The 22,131-nt window shown below is 38.9% G+C and carries 14 protein-coding genes and 1 pseudogene; 5 read left to right on the top strand and 10 right to left on the bottom strand.

Features of this window, described 5'->3' with window-relative positions; genetic code table 11:
* Positions 1-4: 4 nt before the first annotated feature.
* The 6 genes and pseudogenes from JFV29_RS29860 to hutP form a co-directional block, all read right to left on the bottom strand.
* Complete coding sequence (locus tag JFV29_RS29860) at positions 5-1,210, bottom strand: quaternary amine ABC transporter ATP-binding protein (protein ID WP_201188395.1); 1,206 nt, start codon at positions 1,208-1,210, stop codon at positions 5-7.
* A 1,231-nt stretch (positions 1,211-2,441) separates the two neighbouring features.
* Positions 2,442-2,552, bottom strand: a pseudogene (locus JFV29_RS31510) (hypothetical protein); the annotation flags it as partial.
* A gap of 119 nt (positions 2,553-2,671) precedes the next feature.
* The gene (hutI, locus tag JFV29_RS29850) at positions 2,672-3,970 is read right to left on the bottom strand and encodes an imidazolonepropionase (RefSeq protein WP_201188432.1); all 1,299 of its coding nucleotides are present in this window, start codon (positions 3,968-3,970) and stop codon (positions 2,672-2,674) included.
* A 13-nt stretch (positions 3,971-3,983) separates the two neighbouring features.
* Positions 3,984-5,642 carry a urocanate hydratase gene (gene hutU / locus JFV29_RS29845; protein ID WP_201188391.1) on the bottom strand — a complete coding sequence of 553 codons (1,659 nt, stop codon included), beginning with the start codon at positions 5,640-5,642 and terminating at the stop codon, positions 3,984-3,986.
* Between the two features lie 193 nt (positions 5,643-5,835).
* Positions 5,836-7,347 (bottom strand): histidine ammonia-lyase, encoded by a 1,512-nt coding sequence (gene hutH, locus JFV29_RS29840; protein ID WP_201188389.1) that lies wholly within the window; start codon positions 7,345-7,347, stop codon positions 5,836-5,838.
* Positions 7,348-7,664: 317 nt separating this feature from the next.
* On the bottom strand, positions 7,665-8,129 hold the full coding sequence (hutP, locus tag JFV29_RS29835) for a hut operon transcriptional regulator HutP (RefSeq protein ID WP_053348919.1): 465 nt from the start codon (positions 8,127-8,129) through the stop codon (positions 7,665-7,667).
* 682 nt (positions 8,130-8,811) lie between these two features.
* Here hutP and JFV29_RS29830 point away from each other — a divergent pair.
* The gene (locus tag JFV29_RS29830; RefSeq protein WP_201188387.1) at positions 8,812-9,132 is read left to right on the top strand and encodes a hypothetical protein; all 321 of its coding nucleotides are present in this window, start codon (positions 8,812-8,814) and stop codon (positions 9,130-9,132) included.
* A gap of 512 nt (positions 9,133-9,644) precedes the next feature.
* Here the strand turns inward: JFV29_RS29830 and JFV29_RS29825 are convergent.
* Complete coding sequence (locus JFV29_RS29825; RefSeq protein WP_201188385.1) at positions 9,645-11,684, bottom strand: sigma 54-interacting transcriptional regulator; 2,040 nt, start codon at positions 11,682-11,684, stop codon at positions 9,645-9,647.
* 274 nt (positions 11,685-11,958) lie between these two features.
* Here JFV29_RS29825 and JFV29_RS29820 point away from each other — a divergent pair, with 274 nt between their 5' ends.
* The gene (locus tag JFV29_RS29820) at positions 11,959-13,380 is read left to right on the top strand and encodes a YfcC family protein (protein ID WP_201188383.1); all 1,422 of its coding nucleotides are present in this window, start codon (positions 11,959-11,961) and stop codon (positions 13,378-13,380) included.
* A gap of 48 nt (positions 13,381-13,428) precedes the next feature.
* Entirely contained in the window at positions 13,429-14,601 is a 1,173-nt protein-coding gene (gene iadA, locus JFV29_RS29815) for a beta-aspartyl-peptidase (RefSeq protein ID WP_201188381.1), read from the top strand.
* 280 nt (positions 14,602-14,881) lie between these two features.
* On the opposite strand, the gene JFV29_RS29810 is transcribed toward iadA, so the two are convergent.
* The gene (locus JFV29_RS29810; RefSeq protein WP_162878727.1) at positions 14,882-15,049 is read right to left on the bottom strand and encodes a hypothetical protein; all 168 of its coding nucleotides are present in this window, start codon (positions 15,047-15,049) and stop codon (positions 14,882-14,884) included.
* A 698-nt stretch (positions 15,050-15,747) separates the two neighbouring features.
* Between JFV29_RS29810 and JFV29_RS29805 the strand changes: the two genes are divergently transcribed.
* Positions 15,748-17,382 carry an acetolactate synthase large subunit gene (locus tag JFV29_RS29805; RefSeq protein ID WP_201188379.1) on the top strand — a complete coding sequence of 545 codons (1,635 nt, stop codon included), beginning with the start codon at positions 15,748-15,750 and terminating at the stop codon, positions 17,380-17,382.
* A 27-nt stretch (positions 17,383-17,409) separates the two neighbouring features.
* Positions 17,410-18,843 carry an aldehyde dehydrogenase family protein gene (locus tag JFV29_RS29800; RefSeq protein WP_201188377.1) on the top strand — a complete coding sequence of 478 codons (1,434 nt, stop codon included), beginning with the start codon at positions 17,410-17,412 and terminating at the stop codon, positions 18,841-18,843.
* Positions 18,844-19,171: 328 nt separating this feature from the next.
* On the opposite strand, the gene JFV29_RS29795 is transcribed toward JFV29_RS29800, so the two are convergent.
* On the bottom strand, positions 19,172-20,353 hold the full coding sequence (locus JFV29_RS29795; protein ID WP_201188375.1) for a D-alanyl-D-alanine carboxypeptidase family protein: 1,182 nt from the start codon (positions 20,351-20,353) through the stop codon (positions 19,172-19,174).
* 536 nt (positions 20,354-20,889) lie between these two features.
* Positions 20,890-22,098, bottom strand: coding sequence for a M20 family metallopeptidase (locus tag JFV29_RS29790; protein ID WP_201188373.1), 1,209 nt, complete (start codon positions 22,096-22,098; stop codon positions 20,890-20,892).
* Positions 22,099-22,131 lie beyond the last annotated feature (33 nt).

The following is a 22,131-nucleotide window of genomic DNA, read 5'->3' as shown; positions in this document are numbered from 1 at the left end:
TGAATTATTCACTCTCCATTTCATTCAAGGAATCTTTATTACCTGCTAAAGCGCCAATTACGGCCCCACGAAGAAGAATTCCTTTAATTCTATTCTCATCATCAATGACTGATATTGGCAGACTTGAAGTTGCCATCACATCCATAAGGTTTCCAAGCAATTCATCCTCTTTAACAGTTGGGATATCAGTTGTCATTACTTCAGAAATCGATTGGTTATTGCTCATTGCCTGACGAGCCTGTTCAGCAGTCACGGCCCCCAATAACTTCTTCTTTCTATCCACAACAAAAATGCTGGAATACCCTTGTTTACGCATAATTTCCAGCGCAACCCTCGGACCTCTGTCTACTGCGATCTTCTCCGGCCGTATCATCACATGAGAGGCTGTAAGTACCTTAGATAGATCAACATCTTCAACGAACTTCTCGACAAATTCATTGGCTGGATTCATCATGATTTGTTCAGGTGTTCCCAATTGAATCACACTTCCATCTTTCATTAGAGCAATTCTATCTCCAATTCTTAATGCTTCATCAAGATCATGGGTAATGAAAATGATCGTTTTTTTGTACTGATCTTGGATTTCCAGCAATTCATCCTGCATATCTTTACGTATTAATGGATCAAGAGCACTGAAGGCTTCATCCATCAATAGAATATCAGTATCGCTTGCGAGTGCCCGAGCTAACCCAACCCTTTGTTGCATTCCGCCACTAAGCTGTGATGGAAGCTGATTTTCGTAGCCTTTTAATCCAACGGCTTCAAGAGCCTTCATCGCTTTTTCTTGACGTTTTGTTGGATCTACTTTTTGAATTTCGAGCCCAAACTCAGCGTTTTCCAATATCGTTTTATGCGGAAATAAAGCAAAGTTCTGGAAGACCATGCTTATTTTCTTTTGCCTGACTTCTCTTAATCGGGCAGCGTTCATCTTCACGATATCTTCATTCCCAATTAAGATTTCTCCAATTGTTGGATCAATCAAACGATTAAACATGCGGATTAAAGTTGACTTCCCACTTCCGGACAGCCCCATAATGACAAAAATTTCACCAGGGTAAATTTCAAAATTGACATTATTAACACCGACTGTTTGTCCTGTTTCTTTCAATATTTCTTTCTTTGTTTTACCCTGCATCAATAAATCTGTCGCTGCTTTTGGAGATTTGCCAAATATTTTCGAGACATTTCTGACTTCTACATACGGCTTCATCGAGTCACCTCATTCTAATATTTGCCCATATGATATTCAGTTTTGCTGAATTCCCCCGTTTTATGCGAGTAATCAATATAAAAACATAAGTACCTTGAAATAAATGAAAATGGCTATAAACGATACGTCCTATATTTTTCTCTGTCCCGTATCAGTTTTCTTAAAAAAAAGCGGACTTGACTCAGTTTAATGATCGCCAGCTTGCACTAGACACAAAGTGCGAAAAAATAATTTATAATTCCCATAAGTATATTGCTTGAAACATATATGTGTGATTAATTGAGCATTTTAAGTAGGGAAAAGAGGTGTAATCACATCTGGGGAAACTAGCAGGCACAGCATATACCAACTGAAATATAAATGATTTTCACTTAGAGTTTTCTTTGATCCAATCAATGGACTAAACATCTAACCCCTGAAGTACTTCATAACCTAAACAAAGGAGGAAGTGACGCTTTCACTTAACATAAAGCGCATAGGAAAAAAATTTATATTCCCATAAGTAATTCAATATGTGTCTAATAAATTGAGCATTTCAAGTAGGGAAAAGAGGTACAATTATAACTGAGGAAACTAGCAGACACAGCATATACCAACTGAAATATAAATGGTTTTTCACTTAGAGTTTTCTTTAGTCTTTGCACTTGACTAAACATATAACCCCTGAAGTACTTAATTACCTTAACAAAGAATGAATAGAAATTCAAATGACGTGGGGCGGAAAACTAGCGTATGCATGTTAGAATGGTGCCCCATATAAAAGGGCCACCTACCCTCTGTAAACCCTTATCTATCAACGGTTCAAGCCATTACCGAAACGTCAAAAGTAATTTCCTGCAAACTTTTTTAAAAAAATGAAATTGTCCCACAAGCGATGGGGACGCTTTGCGGTCACTGTTAAATAAATCTAGTGGGTATTGAGAGGGTCTTTAGGGGTGCACAATGGACTTCATCCGCCTATGTGTCTCCAGAACAACTACTTGCCTACACTCCTTCGTCTAGTCATAAAGAAGAGTCGGCTAAGTTAGACTCAAGGCCGAAAATAAAAAACGAATCAATAACAATGAAGTGAAGTAGTTATTTCTGTGCGTGTAATATGGAAGATGAAGCAAGAGTTTTGAAGCTAAAGAGCGCTCAGGCAAAAAAAAACGAACTTACACTTTTAGAAGTTCGTTTTTACTTTTTATGAAGAAACAGATACTTCTATATTAATAGCATTGAATACATTTGTAACACGTGCACCTTTTAACTCAATCCCTTTTCTCTTGGCTGCTTCTTCAATACAAATAGTGACTCCTTTAGCGGTAGCTGTTTCACGCCCTTGTGATCCGCCTAGTACAATAAGTTATTTAAACGAATAAAGCCCTAAAGCTAAAACAGATAAATAAGTTAAAACCGTATCCTATTCAATATGATACGGTTCTAACTAATGGCAAGCGCAGTCAATGAAAAGAAGGGCAATTATGTTGTGGATACGGGCACGTTTTGCAGAATTCCACCTTCTACGATCACTTTTCCACTTTTAAGAACAGTATCAACTAGATTTACTGCATAGTTATACTGTAACGTTTGGTAATTTGGTGCATCAAATAAAACAAGATCTGCCTTTTTTCCTACTTCGATACTTCCGATTTGATCAGCTCTTCCAATTGCATGAGCTGCATTAATCGTACAAGCCGTTAAAACTTCTGCTGGTGTCATTTTCATCGTCAAACATGCTAAGTTCATGACAAATGGTAATGACTCAGTAGGAGATGATCCTGGATTGCGATCTGTCGAAAGAGCAACAGGTACACCGGATTCGATCATTTTTCTTGCATCTGCAGGCTTTTCCATAAGAAAGAAAGCAGTTCCTGGTAATAAGACAGCAATCACTCCACTTTCAGCCATTTGCTTAATTCCTTCAGTAGAAGCTTGTAATAAGTGATCTGCTGAAACAGCTCCCACCTTTGCTGCAAGTTCAGCCCCACCAAATTGGACAATTTCATCAGCGTGTATTTTAGGCTTTAATCCGAAGTTCTTTCCTGCCTCAAGAATTCGCTCAGACTGCTCTATCGTAAAGACTCCTTCTTCACAAAAAACATCACAAAACTCAGCTAGGTTTTCTTCGGCAACCTTTGGAATCATTTCTTCGATCACAAGACGCACAAACTCATCTGGGTTTTCCTTATAATCAACCGGAATAGCATGAGCTCCCATAAAAGTAGAAACAAGGTCAATTGGATGCTGCTCGTTCAGCCTTTTCGTTGCTCGAAGCTGTTTCAATTCATCTTCAAGTGTCAATCCATACCCACTTTTAGATTCAACAGTCGTAACACCATATTGTAAAAAACGATTCAACCGTTTCAACGATTCTTCAATTAATTGTTCTTCGGATGCTTCTCTTGTACTTGTTGTGGTCTGAAGGATACCTCCACCGGCTTTTAAAATATCAATATACTTCGCTCCGTTTAACCGCATTTCTAGTTCTTTTTCACGGCTTCCGGCAAATACAAGATGTGTATGGGGATCGATCAACCCCGGGGTTAGGACTTTCCCCGAGGCGTCAATCGTTGATACTTTTCCATCTATAGTTGAAATATATTGTTCAGCTTCGACATCTGACCCAACAAATGTAATCGTTCCACCCTCTATAATAACGCTTCCGTTTTCAATGATACCGATGTCTGACATGGCTTGGCCACGCTTAGGTTCCTTACTGCCACCCTTAACCGTCACCACTTGCGATGCACGTTTAATATACGTAATTGATTTCACGATGCTTTCACTCCTCTTAATCTAATGATGGAATGTTCATACCCTTTTCTTTTGCAGTTTGAATCGCTAAATCATAGCCTGCGTCAACATGACGAACAACACCCATACCAGGGTCTGTTGTTAAGACACGTTCCAGACGTTGTGCAGCATCTTCCGTTCCATCTGCTACAACTACCATACCAGCGTGAAGAGAATAACCCATACCCACACCACCACCGTGGTGAACAGATACCCAACTTGCTCCTGCTGCTGTATTCACTAATGCATTTAAAATAGGCCAATCTGATACAGCATCACTTCCGTCTTTCATTGCTTCTGTTTCACGATTTGGTGAAGCAACAGAACCGGCATCTAAATGGTCTCTTCCAATGACGATAGGTGCTGAAAGCTCTCCAGATGCAACCATGTCATTAATAATTTTCCCGAATCTTGCTCGTTCTCCATAACCTAACCAACAAATACGTGCTGGTAATCCTTGGAACTCAATTTTTTCTCTAGCCATTTTGATCCAGTTACAAAGATGCGTATTATATGAGAATTCGCGTAGAATCACTTCATCTGTTTTGTAAATATCTTCTGGATCTCCTGATAAGGCAACCCATCGGAAAGGTCCTTTTCCTTCACAAAATTGAGGACGGATATAGGCTGGCACAAATCCTGGAAAATCGAACGCATCCTTCACTCCTTCATCAAGCGCTACTTGACGAATATTATTGCCGTAATCGAAAGCGATTGAACCTCTTTTTTGCATATCTAAAATGGCTTGCACGTGTTGAGCCATACTTGCTTTTGATTTTTTTACATACTCTTCTGAATTGTTGTTACGTAAAATTTCCCCTTGCTCTAAAGTAAACCCTACTGGTAAATAACCGTTTAGCGGATCATGTGCAGAAGTTTGATCTGTCACAATGTCTGGGATAAAGTTACGTTTAAGCATTTCTGGAAGAACTTCGGCCGCATTCCCTACTAAACCAATCGAAAGAGGTCTACCTGCATCCTTTGCTTCTTCAGCTAACGCAATCGCTTCATCTAAGTTTTCTAACACGACGTCACAATAACGAGTTTCAATCCGTTTTTCGATGCGTGATCGATCGACATCAATGCCAATCACTACGCCGCCTGCCATCGTAACTGCTAGAGGCTGAGCTCCTCCCATGCCTCCCAACCCTGCTGTTACGGTAATAGTACCTGCTAGATCGCCATTAAAATGTTGATTCGCACATTCAGCAAACGTTTCATACGTACCTTGTACAATTCCTTGACTTCCAATGTAGATCCAACTTCCTGCCGTCATTTGGCCGTACATCATTAATCCTTTTTTATCAAGTTCATGGAATTTATCCCAATTAGCAAATGCTGGCACAATATTTGAATTAGCTAACAGGACACGTGGTGCATCTTTATGGGTTTTGAAAACAGCAACAGGTTTTCCTGATTGCACTAATAAAGTTTCATTTTCTTCTAAGTCTTTTAAAGTTGACACGATACGATCAAATGCTTCCCAGTTACGTGCAGCCTTTCCGATTCCTCCGTATACAACTAGCTTTTCTGGATGTTCTGCTACTTCTGGATCTAAATTGTTCATTAACATACGAAGAACAGCTTCTTGCACCCACCCTTTAGTGTTTAGTTCTTTTCCACGAGGTGCTCTAATTACTCTTTGTTCAGTTTTCATTTATATTTCCTCCCCTATTAACATGAAAATATCTGAAACTAGATTCTTTGAATTTATAGAAACTAATAATTTCTTAGAAAAAACTATACTGAGACACAATTCATAAAAAGCATCATTTTTTATAAATTTTATGTTTAGGTGTCATAATTACCCTTTGAGAAACCCTATAAAAAAAAATATCCATGTAATTTTATTAATGCATCAATTGATAATTAACTTCCCGTACGTCCTCTTTTAGTAACTTAGCTAATCTTTCAATATCAAGTGAGAAGATACGATCTTGTGTAATAGTTGGAACAGCTTCTCTTATTTTTGAATAAACTCTTTTTGTCTCAGGTGCTAACTTATTTGAGCCTCTAAAATCTGCAGCTTGAGCAGCACAAATGGCTTCTATAGCAAGGACTTTACGACTATTCTGAATAATTTGGTAAGCATGACGTGCAGCCGTTGTCCCCATGCTCACATGGTCCTCTTGGTTAGCTGAGGATGGAATAGAATCTACACTAGAAGGATGAGCTAATGTTTTATTCTCTGAAACTAATGATGCAGCAGCATATTGGGTAATCATTAAACCTGATTGAAGACCAGGATCTGGACTTAAAAATGCTGGTAAATCATTTAGTTGAGGGTTTACCAATCGTTCAATTCGTCTTTCAGAAATACTTGCTATTTCTGACATTGCTATACCAAGAAAGTCCATTGCGAAAGCAATCGGTTGGCCATGGAAGTTGCCTCCAGAGATAACCTTTCCACTATCTGAGAATATTAATGGATTATCCGTTGCCGAGTTTATTTCAATGGTTAGTTTCTCTTTTACATAATTTAAAACTTGTTGAACAGCACCATGTACTTGTGGTATGCATCGTAATGAATAAGCGTCTTGTACTCGAATTTGTCCCTGAGTGGTTGTTAATTGACTACCTTCAAGATAAGAAAGAATTCTTCCAGCTACTTTTTGCTGTTCTGGATAAGGTCTTACTGAATGAGATTCTGGAGTGAAAGCGTCAACAATTCCTTGAAGGCCTTCTAATGTTAATGCAGCTATACCATCTGCAAGATCAGCAAGCTCTTGAGCTTCCATATATGCAACTACACCCACAGCTGTCATAGCTTGAGTTCCATTTATTAAAGCTAGGCCTTCTTTTGCTTGTAATTTTATCGGTTCAAGACCTGCTTGCTTTAGTGCTTCTCCCCCTGGCATTTTTTCACCATTGTAAATAGCTTCGCCTTCTCCAACTAATAGTAATGCTAGATGTGATAAAGGAGCCAAATCACCACTTGCTCCTAATGACCCTTGACTTGGAATAACAGGAGCAATATTGTGATTTAAACAATCAATTAGTAACTGCAGAGTTTCCAGACGAATGCCTGAAAATCCTTTTGCTAATGCATTCGCTCTGAGAAGCAGCATAACTTTGCTTACCTCCAAAGAAAATGGCTCCCCAAGGGCACAAGCATGACTTCGAATTAAATTGATTTGTAAGTCAGCTAAATCATCCTTTGAAATTACCGTATCACTAAATTTCCCAAATCCTGTGTTAACACCATAGATTACTTTGTTGTTGATAATACTTTCCTCAACTATATTTCTGCTTTTCTTTATATTTTCTAGAGCATCACTACTAATTTTAACGGAATAACCCTCATGAATAACTTGATGAATTTGATCATACGTTAATGAATTCCCGTCTATTTGAATAAACATTATCATCACTCCTTTATATAATAAAATCACCTTACTTTTTGAAAATAAAAAGGGGGCTATATCAAAAGAGAAATGTATTCCTCTTTTGATATAGCCCCCTATAATCTATTAACTATGGGCTTTAACTATAAGTTTAAACATTGAAATCAATCCTAAATAACTATAAAACCTAAATGACTATATACTTTAAGGTGTACGACTTAAAGTATAACTAGTATGGCACCTAATAAGAGTATCGCCTTATCTGAATGTTTTGTCAATTGTTTTTCTAAAAATATTAAAAATTATTTGAAACTTAAATAATTTGGGTCGTTTTTTTATATATGATTAAATCCAAATCCTAATGCATCATGTTCGAATCCTTTTTTTGGAGCACCTATAGTTCCATATACAAATACACTAATCCATTCTCCATTGTATCCAGAAAAGTCAATATTTCCTCTAACAATTGAAAATGTTAAACCAACAGTACGCAAAATATCGCCTAATTGTAGGGTTCCTCTGCTTACTCCTTGCATCGCCTCTAATATTGCATGATAAAGAGCATGAACCTCTCTATACGAATTAGAATTTATTACATTGTTTGTTTTAGCACTCGTCTCAATCGCGGAAACTACTTTAGATAAATCCATGGCACCAACTTTTCCAACTGTATACTGACACCCTCTAGATATAAGTTCTTGTTCAATTTCTTTTACCATTTCAGTATTATGCATGAGAACCAATAAAGAAGTTAATTTCCCCATAGAAAAATTATTGATCTGGCTAACTTGATTATTCATAGATGTCCCTCCCCTTTATTTTCCCTAAGACTCAATAAGTATATACTTTAGGATACATAAGTTGTCAATCTGTATATGACCATACTCATGTGAGCGCATACATAACGATGTTGACAACTATTTATTCAATAGATATAATCTAGTCGATTCTGAAGTTTCAGATAACACAGCCTTTAATGACTGATTTACATTTATAAATACCTAAATTGGAATTAGAAAAAAGAGTATCACTGCATCTTATGTTCAGAATTGTTTCCGAAAGAATAGAACAAATACGGGCCGAAAAAAAGTATAATTCATCTGAAGATTTTTGAATTATTATTTTGAAATTTTCAATTACTAGATATTTGAGTTACTTTAGAATACTCAAGTAAATAAAACAAGAATCCAATTTAGTTATTAGTGTATAGAATGGAACTTGGCATGAAGAAATCATCGTATTTCTTTTTTGCGAAGTTTTTTTGCTTTTGTGAAATATCTATTTTAATTGGGAAAGGAAATCACGAAGTTGAAAAAGTTGTTTTATGTTTCACTTGCAAATGTTGGAGTAACTAAAACTAAAGAAAAAAGGATGCAAAGTGTTGATAAAATAATATTTTTTCACAAAATTAACCTATATTTCTATATTATGTATTTTTCTTATATAATTATATAACATAAAATGAAATGTGAGGTGGTTTATTTGAAACAAAATCATGATTATTATCAAAATCTATTAAAAAGACTTTGTAAAGCTCAAAATATTTCTCCCCGAAAACCTAGATTTGAAAATATTGAAGATGTAGTAATTATTCATGTTAAAAATCATTTGAAAGAAGGAGTAGATTTAGAATGTTTTAAAATTTTAAATCTTATTTATCAAACAGTCGTACCTTTAGGTATAAAATTCAATCAACAATTATTTTTATATCCAAATGGAGATAGACTAGATAGAGTAACGATATCCTTTAACAAGAATGATTATATGGTTTTAAACAAAAAACTAGAAGAAGGAGATATATAAATAATTAATACATATTGGAGATGTCCCCCAAGCTATTTTTTTAGGTTTTCCCTCGAAAGGGTTTCAATCCTAACATGGATCGTACTCGTTTTTTGATCAAGCAATGACACGTTCTACAACATTTCTTAGATATCAAATTTTTCAAAATAAGACTTATGGAATCAAAAAATTGAGTTTCCAATGTCTTAGAATTCCATCCTGACTATATTGTGTTGATATTATGGAAAGGAAACCCCGAAGCATCTGATTTTTACTCTCCCCTAGCAAAAGGACGGACCTTTACTTGCAACGAGAATTCCCCTAATACTTGCGCTGACTTAAACTCATCAGCCATAAATCGTATAGGGCAACTGACGCCAGCTTTCTCTTAGCAAAACGCCTCAGTCCCTTTAAATTATGATTCATGTCTATCTCATTTGCACTGCCTATCGTTATATCCAACTCAATCAATTAATGGATGTTTATCTCATTTTCATCCAAAAGCAACATGCAGGAATCATTTTTCTTTAGCACTACACTGAACACTTCGACTTAAGAAAATATAAATACTCTATTCCGGCAGCAGTTATCTTCGTGCCGGCCCGTCCTCTACCTTTGACCACAAATCCTTCGCCTTCTAAAATATCCAAGCGGCGACGGACCTGCTGAGGGGACAAGACAAAGTCCGATTCTTTGCTTTGACTTGATATTAGCTCTCTGCTCGCCGTTCTTCCTTTTTCATTGTATTGCTTGATTACTTCCAAGATGAAAGCACGCTCCTGCATTTCCAGCATACTTTCACATGCGGAATATTCGGACGTCACACTGTCTCCCGCTTGTCCGTGCATGAACGGAAGGTCACTTTTCGTCACAACATTTCCCTCACAAACCGTCAGCATGTAATCAATTGTGCTTTTCAGTTCCCTTATGTTGCCGGGCCAATTATATTGCATGAAATACTCCAGTACGTCTTGCTCTACCTTTACCCACTTCCCACTCTTTGTGATGAGATGCTTTATCAAAAGCGGAATATCCGCTCTTCTCTCATTGAGTGACGGAATGTAGAGATTGAGTACATTCAGCCGGTAAAACAAGTCTGTTCTGAATGAACCGTCACGCATCTTTCCTTGAAGATCTTTATTCGTTGCAGTAATCACTCGAACATTAATGGGTATGATTCTTCTGCCGCCAATTCTGCGGATTTCCCCCTCCTGCAGAACGCGCAGCAGATGTGATTGAACTGTGAGACTTATGTCGCCAATTTCATCCAAAAAGATGGTCCCGTTATCCGCCAATTCAAATAAACCTTTCTTGCCTCCCCTTTGCGCTCCTGTAAATGTTCCCTCTTCGTAGCCGAACAATTCGCTTTCAAGTAAAGTTTCTGTTAATGCGCTACAGTTCACAGCCAGAAATGGCCCGTTTTTTCGCAATGAATGTTCATGAATAGCATGAGCAAACAGTTCTTTTCCTGTTCCTGTCTCACCCTGAATCAAAATCGGATGCTCTGACAAGGCAAGCTTCTTAGCAATCTGCTTACGATCTTTCATTACATCATCCTCACCGATAATATCATCAAAGCAGTATTTCGTATAAAATCCTTTATTTCGCATTTCTCTTTGTGCTGTCTTTTCTATTTCAAAGGCTTGATGTACACTCTTGAAGGTTACGACAATTGTATTTTCTTTCATCATTTGCAACCGAAAAATTACGACGTCCACGCCGTTTATGTCGAAGAACTTGCTTTCATCCCTACCGTCCATGATGAAATCGGTAATATCCCGGCGATTCATTACATGCTCTAAATACTTATTAACCACATCTTGTGCATCCACATGAAACAATGCTGCAAGCCGATTATTGAATACCGTAATCCGTCCTTCCTCATTGACGACCAATATTCCATCATCGACAGTTCCCAACACATTTTGGATGTGCTCGCTCATCTGCTTGGCATCCCGCTCCGCAAATAACAGCTTACGTTGTAATTCAATGATATTGCTAATATACCTTTCTGAAATCTTAGAGGATATATCCTTGTTCAAACCGCAGCATTCTACAACTTCCAGAATTGTTGTTATATCAAAAAGACGAACGCCTATATCGATTACTTCTTTTATGTAAGAGGGGCACAGATGTGTTTCCCCTGGTGAAACGGCAATTTGGACATCCTCATAAAACAATATCCCCTTCCGAAATGGGATAAATTGAACATGATCGACACCAAGCTGATATAAGGATTCAATAAGACTTATAGTGGCATCATCATCATCATTCACCACCAAAACTGCTGAACCATCAGGTATTCTTAATAGTTTGTCAATGTATTCATGATTAACTGTTCTCTTTCCCACAATTATTTTCTCGGCATTTACGCTATACATAGCATTTGAATTATCATAAGCGGTATCTGATGAATACAAGATAATTCTATCTTCCAGTGACTGTGGCATTCCCTCATCGGTAGCATGGCTTTTAACATGAACATAATCGCCAAGCAATTGTTCCAGCTGTTCCTGCAAGGCTTGCTTTGTTTTTGCACTTCCCGCTATAAGAGTAAGTGAGGATTTTGACATAAAAACACCTACCTGTCTTTAAATTGGTTCTATTATATCACCAAAAAGAACCAATAATGACCTTAAACTATAATCCAACCCTAAAGTTTTCATAAAAATCAATCTACCAATATTGGCACAGATTTTGCATATATAAATCAGTGAAGTGCCTATGGATTTGAAAAGGAGGAAAACAGCAGAATACGAGAAAAAAAATTGATAGTCTCTAGGCCGGAATTATTTTGTAAGCGTTTTAGTTCCATGCATTTATTTTAAAGACAAAGGAGAGACACGTATGAGCCAACCACAAGAAAAGATTGTTTCGCTTGGAACAGCGGGAAAAAAAGAGAGAAAAATCAATGTTTTTGTATTACTGCTCTGCATTCTCGCAATAGCAACTCTATTCACTTACATTTTGCCGGCTGGGGAATATGCAAGGATTGAAGCGGATGGACGAGCAACTGTAGACGCCAATTCTTTTAAATGGATAGAATCTGCACCGGTCGGATTGTTCGATATGATAAAAGCCATTCACACAGGAATGGTAGAAGCCGGAAATATTATCTTTTTCTTATTGATTATCGGAGGGTTTTTCGGTGTTTTAAGAGCAACAGGTACGGTTGATGTGCTTATCGGGACAATGGCTCGGAAGTTGGCGACGCGTGAAAAGCTATTGATTCCTGTCGTGATGCTGTTTTTCGCTGTAGGCGGCTCCTTAATGGGGATGGCAGAAGAAACACTGGCTTACCTTCCACTTATCATTCCCCTGGCGTTGGCTCTGGGATTCGATACAATTACAGGAACCGCCATTGTCATAGTAGGGGTAATGTCAGGATTTACGACTGCCGTCATGAATCCATTCACAGTTGGACTTGCCCAAGGAATCGCAGAATTGCCGATGTTCTCAGGCATAGGGTTCCGCCTTATTTTATTTGTTATTGTCTATCTGGTTTCCGTTCTTTATATCTATCGTTACGCAATGAAAGTAAAGACAAATCCTTCTATAGGAATCTACGGAAAATATACAAAAGAAGAAGCGAAAAACCTGCTGCAATCAAGTGCGAAGTTAACAGCGAGACATAAGCTCATCTTAGTAGCTTTTTTAATTAACTATATCGTCTTGGCGTTTGGAGTCATCAAGTTCCAATGGTACATGACAGAAATCGCTGCCTTATTCATTGTATTGACAATCGTAATTGGAATCATCGGAAAACTGTCTGCAGATCACATTGTCAACTCCTTTACTAATGGATCTGCTGCCTTGCTCGGCGGCGCTTTGATAATCGGCGTATCACGTGCCATTCTTGTCGTATTGAATGAGGGCCATATCGTCGACCCTATGTTGCATCAAGTAGCTGAATCTATCCAGCATATCCCGGCCTTTTTAAGCGTTGCCGGCATGTACAGCTTCCAAACTCTAATTCATTTTATACTAGCGTCCGGCACCGGTCATGCGATGCTGACAATGCCAATTATGGTGCCGCTCGCAGACTTATTGGATATTACACGCCAAACTGCAGTGTTGTCTTTCTCTTTTGCGGACGGAATCGGAAATATGATTTTCCCGACCGCTACCACCTTAATGGCGGGCTTAGCAATCGCAGGCATTCCTTGGACAAAGTGGGCGAAGTGGATTTTGCCGCTTGTGCTCATTCAATATCTCATCGGATTAATAGCTGTTATCATAGCCCACTTCATCGGGTATGGTCCATTCTGATAGCAGTATTTACAAGAAAGAAACAGTATTTACAGGAGGAGAAACGAATTGCTTACTTTAATTAAAAATGGTGAGATATACTCACCCAATTACTTAGGACGGAAAGACATATTGATTACAAACGATAAAATCGCATTTATAGATGACAGAATCGAGATTCCTGACAACTTTGCCCCTATTCAAATCATTGATGCGACTAATCTTTTGGTTGTTCCGGGTTTTATAGATTCACATGTTCATATTATCGGTGGAGGGGGCGAGGGCGGATTCAAAACCCGCACCCCCGAGCTGATGCTCACTGATATTACTACTTCAGGTATTACAACGCTGGTCGGCTTACTTGGTACGGACGGAACTACCCGTAGAATGGAAAGCCTTCTTGCCAAGGCGCGGGCGCTTGAAGAAGAGGGGATTTCCTGCTTTATTCATACAGGCTCCTATCAAGTGCCAGTAAAAACATTGACGGGAAAAATCGAAGACGATATTATTTTAATCGATAAAATTATCGGTGTTGGAGAGATTGCAATCTCCGACCATAGATCATCAGAACCCACATTTGAGGAACTGACTAAAGTCGCCGCTGCGGCACGCAATGGCGGTATCCTGTCAGGAAAAGCTGGGATATTAGAAGTTCATGTAGGGGACGGAGATGGAAAGCTTTCCTTGCTGCATGAAATTGCAGATAAAACCGACATTCCGATTCGGCAGCTCCATCCGACACATATCAATCGAAATGAAGAATTATTCAGGGCGGGAATTGATTACGCGAAGCGAGGCGGATATGTAGACTTTACCACAAGTACCATTCCTCAGTTTTTGGAGGAAGGCGAAGTGAAGTGCAGTATGGGCTTGCGCATGATGCTTGAAGAAGGGGTTCCCGTCGGACACATCACCTTCTCTTCAGACGGGCAAGCAAGCCTTCCCTTCTTTAACAGCCATGGGGAGTATGCAGGCCTACAAGTAGGAAAAGTATCGTCGCTATATTACGAAGTGCGTGATTCTGTTTTAGAGGAAGGCATCCCGCTGGAAACGGCTCTGAAGGTCATCACCACGAACCCCGCACAAGTGCTAAAGCTTTCGAGCAAGGGCAGCATCCAAATCGGCAAGGATGCCGATATCGTATTTTTGCAAAAGGAAACATTGACAATCGACACAGTAATGGCAAGAGGACAAGTGATGGTAGAAAAGCAGGTTCCGCTAATAAAAGGAACGTTTGAATAAGAATAGATCAAGATTTTTTAGGAGAAAAGCAGGTTCTGAGCGATGCCACTATGTTTACAAAACTACAGGCATACAAAAGTGTATCTCAACTTTAACGAACGTAAAATCTACCTATTTTAAACAAAAATACCCGTTCAAAAAAGTTGTACTTTTACGAACGGGAAATATTTAAATGTCTAAATATTTTGATGGGACACAAGCCTTGTTTTATCAATCTAATTAGCGATTATTCCACAAATATCTAACCATTGTATTCCACCCGATTAATTTGCTGAGTAAATTAAGGCATCTCGTCCTCTTTTTCCCGATTTTTAAAAGCTTCATGTGTAACAATATCTTCAATCTGTTCATACTGTCGACTGTGTTCCTTCTCTTCGCTTATTCTATTATTAGGTAAGTTTCCAGGATGTCCTTTTTCTTTGTGATTAAAATTTTTACCACGACTCATACTTATTCTCCCCTTTCTATTCTTGCTCGTTTAGTTTTCTCCAGCGAAAAAAAATTATGATTTAATTTCACTGTTTACTAACTTACACCTATTTTCTAACGGATTTAATGAATCCACGCGCAATATTTACGAGATCAGCTCCCATCGAAAAGCAATCACAAACCTGCCAGGGGTGAACAGCTTACCTGAAGCGATATTTTTAGTACGCTTCTACATGCAATATGGAAGCAGACGATTCCTCATCCCCCCATTTTCCTCGCACTGCGAAAAAAGCGGATCCTTCAATAAGATATATCTTTTGGTTATCAGCTTTGTTTATCTATCGTATTTTTTCTTCTTCGGCAAATTTTGGCGACCTATCATTCCAATAAAAAGGGCTTCTTCATCAATAAAACCACGCGTAACTACTTCTCACATATACTTTGAGCATTTACGATATTTTTGTAGTAATTCCTTTAAAACAGCTTCCCTTCATTATCACCATTAAAAGAATAGTGCCGCATTTCTGGACCGATTTTTGCTGAAAAATACTAATCTTCCTAGTACTGAGTAATTCCGTAGTATGGCGTGATGCTTCTGAATTTGTCAAAGCATTCATAAATAGACGAAATGGTTTTTAAAACACTCAGGTACATAATATTTCATAAGCAGTGCCAACATATAAGGAAAGAAATTGAATTGGTTGAGGAGGGAATAGTTTGAAGGCATCAGATTTGTTTGTACGATGTTTAGAGAATGAAGGAGTTAAGTATATTTTTGGAATACCTGGTGAGGAAAATACGGATTTAGTTGATTCTCTAATAGGCTCTGATATTAAATTTATCTTAGTTCATCATGAACAAGCAGCTGCTTTTATGGCAGACATCTATGGTCGGCTAACTGGAAAGCCAGGTGTTTGTTTGGGCACATTGGGACCGGGTGCAACCAATTTATTAACCGGGATAGGCAATGCTTATCTGGATTATTCACCTGTTGTCGCCATCACAGGTCAGGCGGGCCTTGATCGCATTCATAAGGAGTCGCATCAATATGTGGACATTATTGGAGTTTTTGAGGAAGTAACGAAATGGAATCAACAAATTAAGGTGCCACATACGATTCCGGAAATTATCCGTAAAGCATTTAAGACAGCTGTCATTGAAAAGCCAGGAGCTGTTCATATCGAGCTCCCTGAAGATGTGGCAATGATGGATACAGAAGGTGAACCACTACCAGTTACACCAATGCCAAGATCCCGCCCTGCCGAAGCAGAAATCAAAAAAGCCGTAGAATTAATCAATCGCGCTAAAAAGCCGATTATTCTAGCTGGCAATGGCGTGATCCGTGATGGAGCTACAGAGGCCTTGCGGAAATTTGCAGAAGCGAAGCAAATTCCAGTTGTGAATTCGTTCATGGCCAAAGGGGTTTTACCTTCCGACCATCCATTGACCCTTTATACAGTAGGGATGCAAGCAAGGGATTATGTTCTATGCGGGTTTGATTTGGCCGATCTCATTATCACCGTTGGCTATGATTTCGTCGAGTACTTGCCAAAATATTGGAACGATGAGGCGATGAATCCGATTATTCATATTGATGCCAGACCAGCTGAGATTGATGCTTATTACCCTCTTCAAGCTGAATTGGTCGGTAATGTTACAGAGTCACTTGAAGCCTTGACTACTGAAGTTGAAGAAAAAGAGCTTTGGCCAGAAGTGAAAAGGTTAAGGTCTCAGATTATTGAAAAGCTTCATTCTTCAGATGAAGTATCAGGAAGCCCTATCATCCCTCAGCGAATTATCGCCGATTTGAAAAAGGCGGAAAAAGGGGAAGCCATTGTCATTTCGGATGTGGGTGCCCATAAATTATGGATTGCCCGGATGTATCAGCCGGAAAAACCTAATCACACCATCATTTCTAATGGCTTTGCATCAATGGGTATTGCGGTTCCCGGTGCCATTGCGGCCAAACTGGCAAAACCTGATAAACCTGTCATTGCGGTCACAGGTGATGGTGGATTTCTGATGAATGGTGTTGAATTGGCAACTGCTAAACGTCTGGGTCTTGCCTTCGTGATTGTCATTTTTCATGATTCAAAATTCGGACTAATCGAGTGGAAGCAATTGAATAAGTTTGATCGTACGAATGCGATTGAATTTACAGACCCAGACTTTTTAGAATTCGCTAAAAGTTTTGGTGTTAAAGGGGTTAAAGTAACCCATTCCGATGAATTGCTTCACACATTAGAAGAAGCTGTTGCGAGTAAGGAGATTGTCTTGATAGATGTAGATGTCGATTACTCGGAAAATGTAGAGCTTTCGAAAACACTGGGTGATTATATTTGTAAATTATAAAACCATGTATTATTGGAGGAATGTCAGATGAAGCAAAAGTGGCAATTGTGGATCGGTGGCAAATGGCGTGAGGCTAAATCGTATGAGCCGTTATATAATCCCCATTCAAATGAAGAAATTGCACAAATCGGACAGGCTGAACCAGCGGATGCCATTGAAGCAATTGTTGAGGCAAATTCCGCTTTTCAGAAATACCGATCCTACCCGGCACACGCACGAGCCGAAATTTTAGTAAAAGCTGCTGCGATCATGGAAGAACGTAGTGAAGAACTTGCGAAAATCGTTTCTCTAGAGGCTGCGAAAACAATTCGAAATGCTCGTGAGGAAATCAATCGTACAGTTCAGACCTACCGTTTTTCTGCAGAAGCGGCTAAGAACAATTATGGAGAACAAATTCCGATGGATGCGGCACAGGGTGGAGTAAACCGTTTTGGCTTCACAATTCGTACCCCGATTGGCGTCGTAACGGCAATTACCCCATTTAACTTTCCATTTAATCTTGTCGCCCATAAAGTTGGTCCAGCTATTGCGGCTGGAAATTCAATTGTATTAAAACCTGCCGAACAAACGCCTCTTAGTTCACTCGTGCTTGCAGAAATTTTTAAAGAAGCAGGCCTTCCAGAAGGAGTATTGAACATCATTCCGGGCAAAGGGGATGTCTTAAGTGAAGCTTTGACAACCCACCCTCATGTAAAAAAAGTGACTTTTACTGGCAGTGTGGAAGTCGGACACCTTATCCAGCAGCAAGCAGGCTTTCGTAAGCTTACCCTTGAACTCGGATCCAATTCGCCGTTCATTATTGATGAAGGAGTCGACATCGATAAAGTCATAGAACGAAGTGTGATGGGCTCTTTTACAAATAATGGGCAGGTGTGTATCTCGATTCAAAGAATTTATGTCCACAGTTCACTGTACCAACAATTTTTGGAGCGATTCGTCAGTAGGACAAAACGGCTTGTCATTGGATCCCCTCTCGAGGAAAGCACTAATATTACTGCGGTCATTTCGAAAAAATCGTTGGAGCGGTTACAAAGTTGGATCGACGAGGCAGTACAGGAAGGAGCAAAAATTGAGTGTGGCGGTACAGTGGAAGGCAATGTTCTCTTACCTACCGTCTTAACAGATGTAAATCGTGACTCAAAGGTATTTCGTTTCGAAGTATTCGGTCCGATTGTCTGTATATTTCCATTCGATACGCTGGATGATGCTATCAAGGATGCAAATGATTCACGTTACGGATTGAATTCAGGAGTGATGACACCGAGCATAGAACGTGCTTTTTATGCGGCGGAACGCTTGGAAACGGGAGGAGTCGTCATTAATGATATCCCGACCTATCGGATTGATAATATGCCATATGGTGGCTGGAAGGACAGCGGTGTTGGCAGAGAAGGCGTCAAATATGCGATGGAAGAAATGATGGAGCAGAAATTCATTAGCTTTAAAATAAGTGACAACTGATTATAAATAAAAAGAGGAAGTATTTTGTTCAATATAAATCGTAGTGTATGTAGAGGGCGATATCCTAAAGATGTCGTCCTCTAGTATTCGTAAGAAGTAACAATGTATTAGTATCAACATAACTATATACCCCTAAAAGAAAAACCCTGTCCTGGAATTATCAATACCTAAATCATAAAAAGCCTTTAAAAATAAAGGAGTATACATATTAGTCATGTATAATATGTGTGCTCCTTCGTTCTATTTATTAAATTAAAGCCACCCTTAGTGGCTGATTTTAGGGAAAAGTATAAGGCAACAACGCCTCTGGTTGCCAGTCGGTTTTTCTTTAGTAACGAGTTCTAAAATCACTTCGTTTTTTTCTTTTCTTTAGAAAAACCGTTATCAGAATGATAAGAATGACACAGCCTCCCCATCCTAGAGATGGGACAGAAAATTTATTAGCTTCCTCATTGATTGTTTCTTTTTTAAACGAGGCCGGCACTTCTGTGTTCCTAACATCTGCGACCGTTTTAAGATCAAAGGATTCTATGGTGCTCCCTTCTTGGTTCATGATTGAGAGAATTCCATCATTACTGGTTTTTAGACTAGGTTCATCACTAATTAGATGGGTATAGTATAAGTCTTCGTTCAGCGTGTAGGATTTAGAGTGATCCGCTGAATAAAGTATGCTTTTTTTATCAATTTTGGCTGATTTAAAGTTTTCAAAGCCATAGCTGAATAGAAGCTCAGTATCAGAGTAGGCATCCTTGTCTGAAGGAGCTTTAAGAGTGACCGCAATCAAGTCCTGTTCTCCTCTTGTAGCAGTAGAAATCAGGGTGTAGCCAGATTTACTAACAAAACCTGTTTTCCCACCGGTTATTCCCTTATAGGGGAGTTCGCCTTTTAAAATTTTATGATGGGTAACTAGAGTTGTGTCCCATGTTTCCACTTCCCATGGTAAATCCTTCTTCCCAAAATATTCACGGAAAATTTCATTTTTCATTGCATATTGGGTAATTTTCGCAAGGTCACTGGCTGTAGTTACATGGTTTTTGTCAAACAATCCATGGGGGTTCGTAAAATGAGTATCGGTGACGTTTACTTCTTTCCTTAAAAACTCATTCAAATCCTCCATGAACAGTTTTTCACTACCAGACATATGCTCGGCAATTGCGATAGCTGCATCATTTCCGGAGTTGATGAGCATTCCTGCAATTAATTTGGAAAGCTCTATTTTCTCCCCAGGTTCAATAAATACCGAAGAGCCGTCTGCCTCAGCCGCTTTTTTGCTAACAGTCACTAGTTCATTCTTATCCCCGTGCTCAATAGCATATATAGCAGTAGCAACTTTCGTTAGACTGGCTGGATACATTTTTTTATTTGTGTTTTTTTCGTATAACACTTTCCCACTTTTCGCATCAATAATGATCCCAGCTTCACTAATGAGAGGTAAGTCTGATTCTGCACTTACAGTCGTAGAGGCGAAGGGGATTAAAGCCAAAATGAAGATAAAGAAAAACTTTTTCATATACCTCTCCTTTAATGATAAATCCTATATAGTCATAATAAAATAAATCTGAATGTTTAGAGATGTTTTATTGAAATTGAAATAAAACAGTAATTACCCTTTAATAATCATGGAAACATTTCGGATAAAAACCTTCTTTTACTTTCCTTAAATAACTTTATAAGGGTTCTGACCCTTTTAGTGGGATGCTCCATTTAAATGAAAAAAGAATCCCCATTTAAATAGATAGGGATTTTTTTTATACCATTGAATTAGGGTATCACCGACATTTCGCATATAAACTACGCTGATACATTTTAGGGAGAGGAATAAAAGTGAAAAAAGGTAAGAAGGTGATTTGAGGCATTGGTAGCTACGACTGATTCCACATTTGACGATTTACTGGAAGCTTCTCAAAAAGCTAGAAATAACAAAAACAGAAGCCAAGGGGCTTCTGTTTTTCTTTATCTGACCTATATATATCGTTTTGTCTAAGCTAATGCACTTCTTATTTTATAGATTTGGAGAAGACCAACTACCATTGCTATCCGATTTATTTATATTTCCTTTTGCTTCGCTTCATGAAAAGCTGTTTTAACCTTATCCAACAGATCTTTATCCGAAATCAACCGGTAGCCAGTAAGAGCAAGAGATTTTGCACCAGTGAGGATGGCTTTGTCTCCTTCTTGAGATTTAGCACAGTCGCGGAATTCATTTGTATGGGCAATCAAATCATCTGGTCCAATTTTTATATATGGATGGGCTGTCGGAACTATATGGCTTACGTTCCCCGCATCAGTCGAACCAAAACCACTATCTTTTCTAGGAGCTACCGTTTCTCCTAATTGAGTCAGTTCTTCCTTTAACAGTTCATCAAGAACTGGATTTATGACAAAATCAAGCACTTCATTTTGGAAACGTTCGACTTTAACTGTGCTTCCTGTGGCAAGTGCAGCCCCTTCAGCAACATCACGTATTTTACGCGATACATCCTGGCATAGCTTCCATGTTGTTGCTCTAATGTAAAATCGGGCAGAAGCATATTCAGGAATGATGTTAGGTGCTTCTCCACCATTGGTTATTATTCCGTGGATTTTGACCTCAGATGGGAGTTGCTGACGTAAAGCACTAATGCCATTAAATAGCTGAATAACCCCGTCAAGAGCATTTACACCTTGCTCAGGCGCAGCAGCTGCATGTGCTGATTTTCCGTAAAAATGAAAATCAAGTGGATCTACAGCCAAAAATGGACTTGTTACACCAGTTTGACCAGCTGGATGGATAATGATGGCTGCATCTACCTCATCAAACAAACCGTGCTTCGCAAAGCTGCCTTTTGCACTTCCATTTGGCCCTCCCTCTTCAGCAGGTGTTCCGAAAACAATCACCTCTCCGCCTGTTTCCTCTAGTACTTGAGATAGTGAAATTCCTGCTGCGACACTCGTAGTGCCAATGATATTATGGCCGCAAGCATGTCCTAGACCTGGCAATGCATCATACTCAGCTAAAAAGGCAATTTTGGGGCCTTTCTTTGAGGAGGCCTTTTTGGCGATGAAGCCAGTTTCATGCCCAGCTATATCACGGGTTACTTCAAATCCTGCATCTTGAAGTAATTTGGTCAACGTTTTCGAAGCAAAGAACTCTTGATTCCCAATTTCGGGGTTTGCATGGATGGCTTGACTCGTTTCAATATATAATTCGGAATGAAGGTCGATGTGATCTTCAATGATCTGCTGATGCTGCTTCTGCAATAATTCTCTCGCCATATTCTTAACTCCCCTTTTGGTTTAAAAAGCCGG

The sequence above is a fragment of the Peribacillus sp. TH16 genome, from assembly GCF_016651095.1.
Classification (GTDB): domain Bacteria; phylum Bacillota; class Bacilli; order Bacillales; family DSM-1321; genus Peribacillus; species Peribacillus butanolivorans.
The sequence above is the reverse complement of the archived record's forward strand: the minus strand, read 5'-3'. Positions and strand labels throughout refer to the sequence as shown.